The sequence below is a fragment of the Cerasicoccus arenae genome (genome assembly GCF_014651635.1).
GTDB lineage: Bacteria > Verrucomicrobiota > Verrucomicrobiia > Opitutales > Cerasicoccaceae > Cerasicoccus > Cerasicoccus arenae.
Genome location: NZ_BMXG01000006.1, coordinates 13127 through 25269, shown reverse-complemented (window position 1 = coordinate 25269; position 12143 = coordinate 13127). Strand labels below are relative to the sequence as shown.

11 protein-coding genes, 1 tRNA gene and 1 other RNA gene are annotated in these 12143 nt (G+C 54.4%); 5 read left to right on the top strand and 8 right to left on the bottom strand.

The features are described from left to right. The first annotated feature begins 39 nt into the window (after positions 1–39). Positions 40–1329: an aminopeptidase P family protein gene (locus IE065_RS06000; protein WP_189512892.1), complete on the top strand. Its 1290-nt coding sequence runs from the start codon at positions 40–42 to the stop codon at positions 1327–1329. A 48-nt stretch (positions 1330–1377) separates the two neighbouring features. On the opposite strand, the gene IE065_RS05995 is transcribed toward IE065_RS06000, so the two are convergent. Further along, positions 1378–2451, bottom strand: coding sequence for a vWA domain-containing protein (locus IE065_RS05995; protein WP_189512890.1), 1074 nt, complete (start codon positions 2449–2451; stop codon positions 1378–1380). Positions 2452–2633: 182 nt separating this feature from the next. Here IE065_RS05995 and IE065_RS05990 point away from each other — a divergent pair. Next, a tRNA-Asp gene (locus IE065_RS05990) sits at positions 2634–2710 on the top strand. 63 nt (positions 2711–2773) lie between these two features. Here the strand turns inward: IE065_RS05990 and IE065_RS05985 are convergent. Then, entirely contained in the window at positions 2774–3304 is a 531-nt protein-coding gene (locus IE065_RS05985; protein WP_189512888.1) for a hypothetical protein, read from the bottom strand. A 32-nt stretch (positions 3305–3336) separates the two neighbouring features. After that, a non-coding RNA gene (gene ssrS, locus IE065_RS05980) (6S RNA) lies at positions 3337–3515 on the bottom strand. A 163-nt stretch (positions 3516–3678) separates the two neighbouring features. Between ssrS and IE065_RS05975 the strand changes: the two genes are divergently transcribed. Next, on the top strand, positions 3679–4134 hold the full coding sequence (locus IE065_RS05975; RefSeq protein ID WP_189512886.1) for a hypothetical protein: 456 nt from the start codon (positions 3679–3681) through the stop codon (positions 4132–4134). A gap of 46 nt (positions 4135–4180) precedes the next feature. Here IE065_RS05975 and IE065_RS05970 read toward each other — a convergent pair whose 3' ends face one another. Genes IE065_RS05970 through IE065_RS05960 form a run of 3 tightly spaced genes read right to left on the bottom strand, consistent with a single transcriptional unit; the run spans position 4181 to position 6037 of the window. Then, the gene (locus IE065_RS05970) at positions 4181–4873 is read right to left on the bottom strand and encodes a DUF374 domain-containing protein (protein ID WP_189512884.1); all 693 of its coding nucleotides are present in this window, start codon (positions 4871–4873) and stop codon (positions 4181–4183) included. 4 nt (positions 4874–4877) lie between these two features. Next, positions 4878–5294, bottom strand: a complete 417-nt coding sequence (locus tag IE065_RS05965) for an ExbD/TolR family protein (RefSeq protein WP_189512882.1) — start codon at positions 5292–5294, stop codon at positions 4878–4880. Continuing rightward, on the bottom strand, positions 5294–6037 hold the full coding sequence (locus tag IE065_RS05960) for a MotA/TolQ/ExbB proton channel family protein (RefSeq protein WP_189512880.1): 744 nt from the start codon (positions 6035–6037) through the stop codon (positions 5294–5296). The genes IE065_RS05965 and IE065_RS05960 overlap by 1 nt, the downstream gene beginning before the upstream one ends. Before the next feature lie 158 nt (positions 6038–6195). On the opposite strand from IE065_RS05960, the gene IE065_RS05955 reads away from it, so the two are divergent. Then, positions 6196–7320, top strand: coding sequence for a PfkB family carbohydrate kinase (locus IE065_RS05955; RefSeq protein ID WP_229792066.1), 1125 nt, complete (start codon positions 6196–6198; stop codon positions 7318–7320). A gap of 70 nt (positions 7321–7390) precedes the next feature. Here IE065_RS05955 and IE065_RS05950 read toward each other — a convergent pair whose 3' ends face one another. Further along, entirely contained in the window at positions 7391–9028 is a 1638-nt protein-coding gene (locus IE065_RS05950; RefSeq protein WP_189512878.1) for a fumarate hydratase, read from the bottom strand. A gap of 125 nt (positions 9029–9153) precedes the next feature. On the opposite strand from IE065_RS05950, the gene IE065_RS05945 reads away from it, so the two are divergent. Beyond that, positions 9154–10911: a SulP family inorganic anion transporter gene (locus IE065_RS05945; protein WP_189512875.1), complete on the top strand. Its 1758-nt coding sequence runs from the start codon at positions 9154–9156 to the stop codon at positions 10909–10911. Between the two features lie 5 nt (positions 10912–10916). On the opposite strand, the gene IE065_RS05940 is transcribed toward IE065_RS05945, so the two are convergent. Beyond that, positions 10917–12083 carry a mechanosensitive ion channel family protein gene (locus tag IE065_RS05940; protein WP_189512874.1) on the bottom strand — a complete coding sequence of 389 codons (1167 nt, stop codon included), beginning with the start codon at positions 12081–12083 and terminating at the stop codon, positions 10917–10919. Positions 12084–12143 lie beyond the last annotated feature (60 nt).

The window sequence follows — 12143 nt, the reverse complement described above, 5'->3', positions numbered from 1 at the left end:
AGCTTGTGCTTGTGAGGCTGCGCCCTTACCTCGATTGACATGCGCTACGAACCCGCTGACGCCGCCCTCTTTGTCCGTAACCGTGCACGCCTGGCTGCGTTGCTCCCACCGGGCGCAATGGTGGTCATCCACGCCAACGACATTTACCCGACCAATGCGGACGGTATAATGCCCTTCAAGCAAAACGCCAATCTCTACTACCTGAGCGGGATTGACCAGGAGGACACCACACTTATCCTGTTCCCCAGTGCCACAGAGGAGAAGGATCGCGCCATTTTATTTGTGCGTGAAACCACCGAGCGCCTGCGCATCTGGGAGGGCGAAAAGCTCACCCTTGAGCAGGCCCATAATCTGTCCGGCGTGGAATGCGTCAAGCTGACCACGACCTTTGAGGCAGATTTCCAACGCCTCGCGCTCCAAGCTGAAAGCCTTTTTCTGGAAACCAACGAACACCCGCGCGCCGAAGCGAGCGCCCCCACGCGCAACGACCGGTTCATCGCCGAATGTAAAGCCAAGTTCCCGCTCCATCAATACGGTCGGCTGGCACCCCTGATGGCCCAGTTGAGGGCAATCAAGGCACCCGAGGAAATCGCCATGCAGCGACACGCCATCGACATTACCGAGGCCGGTTTTCGGCGGGTTTTCGATTTCCTCCAACCCGGCGTGGGTGAATGGGAAGTTGAGGCAGAATTCACGCATGAATTCCTCCGCCGCCGTTCACGCGGTTTTGCGTATTCGCCGATTGTTGCCAGCGGTGCCAACGCCCTGTGCCTACACTATGTCGGCAATGAGCAACGCTGTGGCGATGGTGAGCTTGTCCTGATGGATATCGGTGCCGAATGGGGCAACTGGAATGCCGACCTGACCCGTACCGTGCCCGCCAATGGCCGTTTCACCCCTCGTCAGCGGGCAGTTTATGACGCCGTGCTGCGCGTCTTCCGGTTCGCGGATAAAACCCTCCGACCGGGCGCGTTGATCAAGGATTACACGATCGAGGTTTACAACTGTATGGCCGAAGAACTCGCCCAGCTCGGGCTACTCTCCGCCGAAGATTTAAAGCATCGCACGCCAGAAAAGGACCCTGTCCGCCAATACTTCATGCACGGTGTTTCGCATCCGCTCGGGCTGGACGTGCACGACGTCTATCCGAGCAATGCTCCCATTGCCGAAGGGATGGTCTTTACGATCGAGCCGGGCATCTACATTACCGAAGAAGGCCTAGGCATCCGCCTGGAAAATAATTTCCTCGTGGGCAAAAATGGTAATGAAGACCTCTGCGCTAAGGTCCCACTGGAAGCCGAGGAAATCGAGGAAGCGATGAAGCGATGAAGCGATGAAGCGATAACGATTTTCCAATAACGCTGGCAATGTGAAAGATTACAGCTCTTTTGCCTCAACTTTGCGGAAACGCCCCCTATTACGTGAGGCAATCGCCCGCATCGCCTCAACCTCCGAATCACGCGCAACGGAGGTCACATAATGGATCACATGAATCCGCGCAGGCTCAGGAGACTGTTGTTGGAGGTCTTTGATAATACCCACTATCTCCTCTTCGGTGATCTTGCTGGAGCCTCGATTAATCTCGCCGTCAGTGACAATGAAGATGACTTCCGGTTGAAAGCTGAAAGCCTGCTTGAGCCCAGTGTCCAACCGCGTGCCGCCGCCCTCCATCAGCTTGGGGCCAGAGCCTTTTCGTGAGCGGATGCTGGCCCCCGGACTCTCATCTAGATCACGCACCCACTGGGCAGCCGTTTCTTTGTTCCCGATGCTAGCGGGCACAAGGTAATTGTTCCAGGCCATCGAGCCGCCCTCGTATATAGCGACATTGAAGAGCGTATTGGCGTTGAGTGTGTTGATCAGGGCGATGGATTCCTCTTTGATCGTCGTGAAATCGAAACGATGCCGCTGACCGTCCCGCGAACGCTCAAACATCGAGTTGGAGCTATCAATGAGGATCATATAACGTCGTGCCTCTTCACGAATGCCGAAATAATTGACCTGCGAAGCACCCGCATTCAGCCCCTGTAAGGCATTGCCCAAGCCCGAATCTTGCAGCAAGCCCTCAGCGTTTGGTACAGGATTTTCGTTTTCAAAGGGGGTAAAGTCCATCGTGGGCAAGGTCGGCATGTCCGGCAACGGATCAGATAGCAACGACAGCGTAGTCAGCTTTTCTAAGGTCAATGGCGCACTGGCGGCCTGCTGAAACTCTGCCATCGCAGCCTGATGCTCCAGCTCGCGTTGTGGCAGGTAAATCGTTTTCTTCGCGATAAAGGACGGCTCCTCAGCAAGTTTTGGCGCAATGACGACAATAACGACTGTCAACGCGACCAGTACGACTTGCAGGATGATAGCGGCAATAAATGAGCGCGACTTGCTGCGCTTACCATGATGCTGGCCCCGCAGCTCCTTTAGCCGACGAATCGTCTCTTGCGTTGATTGGGCCTCATCCATCGAACGACTACGCTATGCATGATCGGGGCCTGTCGGCAAGCGCGTTGCGCAGTTGATGCCGTTCATTGAAAGTGCCCCATGCCCACTAAAAAATCCCTGAGAATGCGAATGTTGAAATTTTCTGCCAAATACATCTTGACGTATCGTATCGACCACATACTTTCGCAGTCTTTCCCTATTTAGGGGTGGTAGTTCAGTTGGTTAGAACGCCGGCCTGTCACGCCGGAGGTCGCGGGTTCGAGTCCCGTCCATCCCGCCATTTTTTTGGCAAAAAACACCAGTCAGATGACTGGTGTTTTTTTTGTGGAGCTTAAATGCCTGACTAGCTGTCGCCATCCTTGGTCGCTAACTCATCCGGCTGCGCCGCGATCTGAGCCGCGCGCTCAATGGCTTCTGCAATCGAAGCGACTGAACAAATATACCAAATGATGTTTCCGCCAATGGTCTCCTCCCAATATTGAATGGTAGGCTTGCTCAGGTAATAAGCGGTCGCGACCATGGTAAAGTCTTCCACCCGGTCAAAAGGAACCGTGTAAGTCGCGTAGCACAGTTCGATATCGACGTTGATTTCCCGAAATTTCGCCATGTCGTAATGAGCAAGATCGATCATTCCGAGGCTTTCGTCTTCCGTGACCATTTCGATCAGCCCGTTTTCGTCGATCGATTTAAGATCGTACAGGAGGATATTGAGCAGATTGGCGGCACGCATATTGCCCGTCTGTACCGCCTCGAGCAGCTTTTCATTGGCGGCTTCCAGATCCTCAATCTTGATCAGGCTTTTTTCGAGCAAGGCAGAACCAAGAAAACGGTTACTGCGTAGGATGAGCGGACGGCGTTCCTTGTCGGTTAGCATGGCGCGATGGGTTGATGGTGAGAAAAGAGGTGGAACCTTCTGCTTATGCCGAATATGCGAATACTCTATTTACCTCAGTTGATCAAGGTGGGTGCTTTCCAGACAACTCAAGTCTTCCGGTTTACGGCTTGACCGTCATTGCCTGGCGTCAAGCTCCCGATGGATTAGAAAGGATAAGAGTATAACGAGGTCTCGAACACAGAAGAAGATTCCTATCCTTACGCTACGCATTTTACCTCGATTTGCAAAGGTAAATCTGTCATCACCTTATTGTGGAAGCTAGCGTGGATTGATCTTGAAGTTGGCTTCGTACCTGCTACAGAAATTTAACCGTCTACTGTAGTTACAAACTAGGAATTCCTGAAACAGTTATTATGGCTATCAAAAAAACTGCGAAGAAAAAAGCCGTCAAAAAAGCGGCTGTAAAACCAACTGCCGTGAAGACGGCAGTTAAAAAAGCTCCCGCTGCCAAAAAAGCAGTGAAAAAAACCGTCGTTAAGAAGACCGTTTCCAAAAAGACTGCGGTCAAGAAACCGGCGACTGAAGCACCTGCAAAAACGGCAACCGCTTCCACCCCCCCCCTGACCACAGTTGTGGCAGATCTTGATGTGGGTTGGGGCAATGCAATTTACCTACGCGGCGAAGGCGGCCCACTCGCCTGGAACAAGGGCATTCAGATGGACTGTGCCGACGGCAAATGGACTTGGGCCACCACCGACGCGGCCGATGGCCTCGTCTTCAAGTTCCTGTTGAATGACAAGACTTGGGCCAAGGGTGAAAATACGACTGTCGCCGCCGGATCCACCGCGGTATTACGTCCCGTATTCTAAGTCCTAGCTTGGGCTAGTCCCAATTTGCGCTCACGCAGCGACTGCTTTATTTCTTTGAGCAGTCGCGTGTGATCGCAGTCAATTGCTCTTTTAATGCTTCAGCGAGCGGCTCCAACGGGCCGCTCGTTTTTAGTGTCGCGCTCCGGCCAATCAGCTCCACGCGAGAGAAGGGATAAGGCAGGTAAAAACCGTCCCAACTACCAAGCTGTTTGGCGCGGGAAAAGTTCAGACTGATCATAACGACCGGGCAATCCGCCTTGCGGGCAACCAAGGCCGCTCCGGACTTAAAATCGTAACATGGCCCGCGCGGGCCATCAGGCGTGATGCCCAAGTCCCCATACTCTAAAATCTTCAACGACTCGCGGACAGCCTGCGTGCCACGCCAACTGCTGGAGCCGCGAACCGCCCGAATGCCAATGAGCTGGAAAAATCCGGCCAACCAAGCACCGTCTCGACTTGCGCTGATCAGCCCGTAAATCGGGCGATTCACATACGGTCGACGAAATCGTCGATGAATTTCAGCAACGCCAAACAAGCGATTATGCCAGATGACAAATACCGTTGGACGAGGGTCCGCCAACAGGCGACGAGCTTCGTCATCCGGTTGGATGCGTAAGCTGGCGCTCCAGACGCGAGCAATCAACGCCAAGGCACGTACACTGAGCAAACGCCATCCAGTGAGCTCACGGACCGCCCGTGCGGGCTCAGAGCCGGACTGAGTCTGAGTCGCCACTGCCATGATTTTAGCGAACTTGGGTGTCCAATGAAATCCGCGACAGCTTATGCTTTTTGACCAAGTTGAGCACGTCAATAATCTTCTGATACTGAATGGCTGCATCCCCGCGAATGCTTAGTACTGGCGGTTCCGGACGCGTCGAAAGCCCATTGAGCATATCATCCAGCTTCACAAGGCTGATTGGCTCCTTACCCCAGTAAACTTGGCCGCCTTCGTCAATCGAGATGACTTGGATCTCCATGTCACTACGCGAGGGCTGGTCGCGCTGCTCTTCCTTGGGCAAGTTGAGCGGGATCGTCTGCTCCAGCAGTGGCGTCGTGATCATGAAGATGATCAGCAAGGCAAAGGCGAGGTCGATCAACGGCGTTACGTTGATCTCCGAGACCGCTTCCATGCTACGCTTTCGACGAAAAGTCCGCGCCATTATTCAATCTCCGGTTCGGCGTCGTCAATTTCGCCCTGCATTTCCAGCTCGATGCGATCAGCCAGAGCACTGGCGAAGTTTTCGAGCTCGGTAATCAGCAACTTGGTCTGCGTGAGTAAAAAGTTGTAGCCAAACACTGAGGGAATCGCCACGAGCAGGCCGGCAACGGTGGTCAACAGAGCGCCCGAGACGCCCGGTGCCAAATTTTGCAACGAGGCCGAGTCCTGCAACGCCATTGAGCCAAAGGCATCCATAACGCCCCATACCGTGCCAAGTAGCCCAAGAAAGGGTGCCCCAGTCACAATCGAACCAAGCAGCACCATTTTCGATTCATACTTGATCGTTTGCTGCGCCACTCCTCGCTGGAGCGAGTTTTCCACATGGCCCATGCGGATGCGAACCTCGCCCTCCGCTGAACCGCCACGATATCGGCGATAAGCCGTCACGGCACCGTGAGCCAGCATTGCATAAGGGCCGAGGCCCTTGGCCTGTGTCTTCAGGTTCAGCCCGAGCACGGAGTTAACGTCCGCCAGCTTGCGTTCAAAGTTGATGTTTAGCGCACGTAGCCGGGACAGGTCCAGATACTTCCCAATCATCACCGACCAAGCCAGCACAGAAAAGACCGCCAAAGCAAAAATGATGCATTGGCCAGCGAAATTAGACTGGCTGAAGTAGGTGAAAACGTTGGGCCCTGCTTCGGACTGCGCCAGGATAAGCGTGATGGAAGACCACTCAATCGGCATGTTGACCAACGCAAACGGTTATTGGCCGCACTGGCAAAAACTAAATCGGAACTGGGGTGATATTCTCAGCCCCCCACCCTATCCAGAGCGTTTATCATGTCCAATTGATCCTCTTCTGAATAAAATTCGTGCTTTCCCTTCACCGATTCTACTCCACAATGCCGAGCACCATGACACCTCGTGAACGAACCCTGGAAGAATTAAGTGAAAAGGCGAGCCGCATCAGCTCGCGTAAAGCCCTCATTGGGTTTGACGGCTTCGTGGACAAAATTGTCCACCCCGTCAAGCAACGCCATGGCATGGGAGAAGACTTTGAACGCATTGAAACGATCGCCGAATTCGGCAGCCGAATTTCCGCCGCCGTTGGCCAAAGCGCCAACATCGAGATGTACCAGATGATGGAAAAACTTGGCGGTAACGGCCCGATCATGGCCAATGCCATGCATAGCGCCAATGTCCAAGTCCGCTACATCGGTGCCTTGGGCAACCCCACCATTCACCCCATCTTCGAAGAATTTGCCCAAAAAACTGATGCAGTTTCCGTGACCAACCCCGGCGTCACCACCGCAGCGGAGTTTACCGATGGCAAAATCATGCTCGGCGACATGGCTGCACTTGAGAATGTCGACTACGACCACATCATTGAGACGATGGGCGAAGGCCAGTTCCTTGATGCCTGTGCCCGGGCTGACATGATCGCCCTCGTCAACTGGACCATGCTACCGCGCCTCAGCGAGCTATTTAACAACATGGCCGATCGGGTATTCCCGAACATCGGACCTGGCGAAAACCGCCAATTCTTTTTTGACCTTGCCGATCCGGCCAAGCGCTCAATCGGCGACTTGCGCAGCGTGCTGAAGATCATTTCCCGCTATCAGGCGCATGGTGCCGTAACGCTCGGCCTCAATTACAGCGAAGGCATCCAAGTCGCCAAAGCACTGGGGCTGCCTGCTCCGACTGAAGACCCCGACCAGCTCAAGGCCCTTGCCACGCGTATTCGGCAGACCTTGGAAATCAGCTGCGTCGTTGTCCACCCAACTCATTCTGCGGCCTGCGCGACAAGCGATGGCTCTTGGTGGGTTGAAGGCCCCTTCTGCGAGAAGCCTAAGATCACCACGGGCGCTGGAGACCACTTTAACGCAGGCTTTATGTGCGGACGATTAATTGGCCTATCCCCACTCGCCTGCCTGACGACAGCAGTATGCTTCTCCGGCCTCTATGTCCGCACCGCTAAAAGCCCAAGCCTCAGCGAAGTCACCCGCTTCCTGGGCGAGTGGAAATAAGCACGAACGCTCGCACTTAGCATGATGAAATGCGGACGCCTGATCTCAGGCGTCCTACTCATCATTTTGTTCAACAGGCGGCGCAGCCCTTGATTTGCTGGAAGAAGTCGTTGCCCTTGTCATCGACGAGGATGAAGGCCGGGAAATTTTCGACTTCGATTTTCCAAACAGCTTCCATGCCCAATTCAGGATATTCGAGGACTTCGACTTTCTTGATGTTGTTCTGAGCGAGAATCGCCGCCGGACCGCCAATAGAGCCCAAATAGAAGCCACCATGCGCGTTGCAGGCGTCGGTGACTTGCTTACTGCGGTTGCCCTTGGCAATCATCACCATGGAGCCGCCAGCGGCCTGGAAAGGCTCAACGTAGCTGTCCATCCGCCCTGCTGTGGTGGGCCCAAATGAACCCGAGGCAAAGCCCACTGGCGTCTTGGCCGGGCCAGCATAATAGACAGGGTGGTTTTTAATGTAGTCCGGGAGACCCTGCTCAGATTCCAGCCGCTCCATAAGCTTGGCGTGGGCAATGTCTCGCGCGACGACAATCGTGCCCGACAGCGACAAGCGCGTGGTCACCGGATATTGGGTTAGCGAGGCAAGAATCGCGTCCATCGGCTGATTCAAGTCGATTTTGACCGCCTTTTCGTTGTCATCGATTTGGCGCAGCTCGTCTGGAATGTATTGGCCGGGATTTTCCTCAAGTTGCTCCAGAAAAATGCCGTCCTTGGTGATCTTGGCTTTGGCGTTGCGGTCCGCTGAACAGGACACACCGATACCGATCGGGCAAGAGGCACCATGACGCGGCAAGCGCACCACGCGGACATCCAATGCAAAGTATTTCCCGCCAAACTGCGCCCCAATGCCAAGCTCACGGGCACGGCGCAAAAGCAGTTGCTCGAACTCATGGTCACGGAAGCCCTGCCCTTGGTCGTTGCCTTCGGTGGGCAGCTCGTCGAGGTATTTAGTTGAAGCCATCTTGACCGTCTTCAGGCACATTTCTGCCGAGGTTCCGCCAATGACGAACGTCAGGTGATAGGGCGGGCATGCCGCTGTGCCGAGGGAGCCCATGGCCTCAATGCAAAAGGCTTCCAGCGCCTTCGGGTTGAGCACAGCCTTCGTTTTTTGGTAAAGATAAGTCTTGTTCGCCGAGCCTCCGCCCTTAGCGACAAAGAGGAACTTGTAGGCCGCGCCTTCAGTCGCGTAGAGATCAATCTGAGCAGGCAAATTACAGCCCGTATTTTTCTCCTTAAACATGTCCAGCGGTGCAGTCTGCGAATAGCGCAGATTTTCCTGCGTATAGGTCTCGAAAACACCTTTGCTGATCGCCTCCGCATCATTGCAACCCGTCCAAACCTGCTGACCTTTTTTCGCAACGATTGTTGCAGTACCGGTGTCCTGACAGAAAGGCAAAATACCGTGCGCGGCCACCTCAGCATTGCGCAGGAGGGTAAGCGCGACCATGCGATCGTTTTCGCTGGCCTCGGGGTCGTCGAGGATCGCCGCGACCTGCTGAAGGTGCGCCGGACGGAGCTTGAAGGAAATATCCTTAAACGCTTCACGCGCCAAATAGGTCAGGGCCTCAGGCGTGACCTTCAGGATTTCCAGGCCTTCAAATTCAGCCGTGGAAACGCCTTCCTTGCTCAGCAAGCGGTATGTTGTGGGGTCCTCGCCAAGCGGCAGGACGTCTTGATAAATGAATTCCGGTGTCGGCATGATCTTTATGATACAAAACTATCTCGATAGATTTACTAATGTCAAAATTATAAAAAAGCAGAACATCTAATCCAAAACAGAATAACGCTTGTGCTGCGGGGCACAGCTTGCATCAATCTGATCGAATGATGGGGATTCGTCAATGGTGGCGCGCGCGGGGGCTGGATTTGTTTCCTTTGCGGCATACACTGAAGAACTATAACTTGAAGAAAGCGAGGGCTGACTTTGGGGCCGCAATCAATGTCGCCATGCTGGACTTCACGATGGGCATGGCATACGCGCTCATCGCAGGCTTACCAGTTCAGATGGGCATATTTTGCTCCGCGCTGGCGTCCCTCACTGGGCCGTTGTTGGCCAGTTCGCGCTTTGTCATGCTCGGGCCGTCCAACGCCACGGCGGTCATGCTACTGTCAACGTTCCTCACGCTGGGTTACACACAGGAGCAGTCGATCACCGCTCTGCCACTGCTTTTGCTGCTGGTTGGCGGATTTATGATTATCGGCGCAATTTGCCGGGTGGCGACCATCACGCAATATATTTCACGCACGGTCATCATTGGCTACATCACGGCGGCGGCTTGTCTGATCATCGTCAACCAGCTCAAAACCGTCTTCGGGCTTCACGTGCCACGGGCTGGAACGTTTGCTGAATCGCTTTATAATTTCATCAGCGGACTACAGGGGACGCATTTGCCCGCGCTGCTGGTCGGCGGAGTTACGCTCGGGATTTATTTGCTGTTCCGCAAGTTCGCCCGACTCCTGCCTGCAATTGCCTGCACGCTTGTTGTGGTTGCCGGCCTCGCGGCGGCGGCGAAACCACTTGGGCTGGAAATCGACATGCTCAACCCGGTCAACGCCGCAGCTTGGCCGTTGTCCATTCCTCAATTCAACTGGGGTGAGCTCAATGTGCTGGTCAATGCGGCGCTCGCACTGGCTTTTCTTTCGCTTTTGGAAAGCTCATCCATCTCCAAAAATCTCGCCGCTCAGGCGGGTGATCGCATCGACGTGAACCAGCAGATGCTCAGCGTCGGCGCGGCCAATCTGGTGTGCGCCTTTGGTTCGGGCATGACGGTGTCCGGCTCGTTGACACGTTCGGCACTCAACCACCGCAGCGGCGCGCGGACCCCTATTGCCAGTATGTTCAGCGGCACGTTGCTCATCGCCACACTCTTTCTGGTGGGTGGGCTGATTCAATACATCCCCCGCCCGGCGCTGTCGGCGCTTGTTATCACAGTGGGCGTCTCTCTCATTAACGTCGAACAGATCAAACTCGTGCTCAAGAGCACCAAGAGCGATGCGGCAGTGTTTTTTACCACTTTCGGCGGCGGTTTATTTTTGCCACTGGACACCGCCATCTATCTGGGGGCCGCGGCCTCCATGGTTTTCTTTATCCGCAAGGCTGCCCGCCCCGAGCTCAAGGAAATCTCCATTGCCGAATCCGGTGAGCTCGTTGAAAGCGAGATTAGCCACGACCGCCCGGAAATCGCAATCGTGCACGTCGAGGGCGACCTGTTTTTTGCCTCCAGCGATGTCTTTCTGGAACAAATTCGCCGCTTGGCCGAACACCCGACGCAGAAGGCGCTGATCTTACGCCTGCGCAACGCCTACCATCTCGACGCCACTGTGGCCATGAGCATTCAGCAACTCATCAAGTTGGGACGCGACAAGGGCTGTGCCATCATTGTCAGCGGTGCTCATGAGGACGTCGAACGCATCTTCCGCCAATCGGGTCTCATGGATTTACTTGGGGAGGAGAATTTCTTCCGCCACAATCCAGACAACCCCAACATCTCGACCCGCGACGCCCTCAAGCGCGCCAAGGCCATCACTGGCATCGACTCCGCCGACATTACCATTTTCGCCGTCGACGACAAGAAACCGTAAGCCGTTTAGGTCTCCTTGTCCCCACCTTGTTTGGAGAGCGAATCCAGCCCCGGCAGAGTCAACGGACGGCGATCGTCGCCCGCCAAGTAAATCGTTTGAGATGGGAAGGCAAAATCAATGTCTGCATCGCCAAAGGCTTTGATAATACGCAAATTCAGCCATTGGCTGTGCTCCATAAAGTCCCAATAAACCGGCGGCTGGTACCAATATATGCAAATAATGTTCAGCGAATCCGCGTTGAACTCGTTAAAGTAAACCCGTGGCAGCAAATCCCCTTGGTTGATCGGCTCGTTGATTTTCGTTGATTCATCGCCCTCCTTGTAGGCCAGCAGATCACGGAGGATTTTAACCGCCTCTTCGATCTTTTCCGGCGGCGTGTCGTAGGTGATGGTCACGTTCATCAAGCGACGAATGTAGGGCCGCTTGCCGACGTTATGGATCGTCTTTTTGTAGAGCTGACCATTAGGAATGGTGACCATATGCCCGTCGAGGCGTTGCAGGCGCGTGCAAGTCAATCCCATCTCGGTGATCACGCCGTCATGGCCGTCGATGTTGCAGCGCTCCCCAATTTCAAAGGGCTTATTCATGAACAGAAACACTGCCCCGAAGATGTTACCAATGCTCTCTTGGGCAGCCAAACCAAAGGCCAGCGAGGCAATTCCCAAACCGGCAAGAATCGTCGTAATATCCTTTCCACTAACGATTTGGAAAATTTGAAGCACAATAACGGCAATCACCACCACACGAATCGTCCGCCCGATGAGCGGTGCGAGCATCGCATCCATCCGCGCATCATCCTGCTGTGATTTCTTGCGCAACACGTATTCAGGAACAGCGACCAAGTGGAGCACCATCAAACCAAAGGCGAGGACGATTAGGATGGCTGCAGCGGTGTCAGCAATCGTCTCAATGCGACCAGGAAATTCGATAATTCCCGTGGCAAACCGAAAGCCAATGGACATCCCAATCGCACCGAAAGATCGTCCGACTGCTTCATAAAAGACTTTAGCCGCTGTATCTTTACCGTCCTGATCTTGGCGTTTGGCCATCGCGCGGACCCCGATCTCCAGAAATTTGGCGATCAGGTATCCCGACAGCACGCACAACAGCGCCAAAATATAACGCCAAATGGTATTGCCCCATAATTCTTCGTCTAGCAGCTCCATGTTCATTTCGAATATTCAAGATCAACACCTTGCCGAATGCAAATAGCATTCCAATTTGCCCGAAAG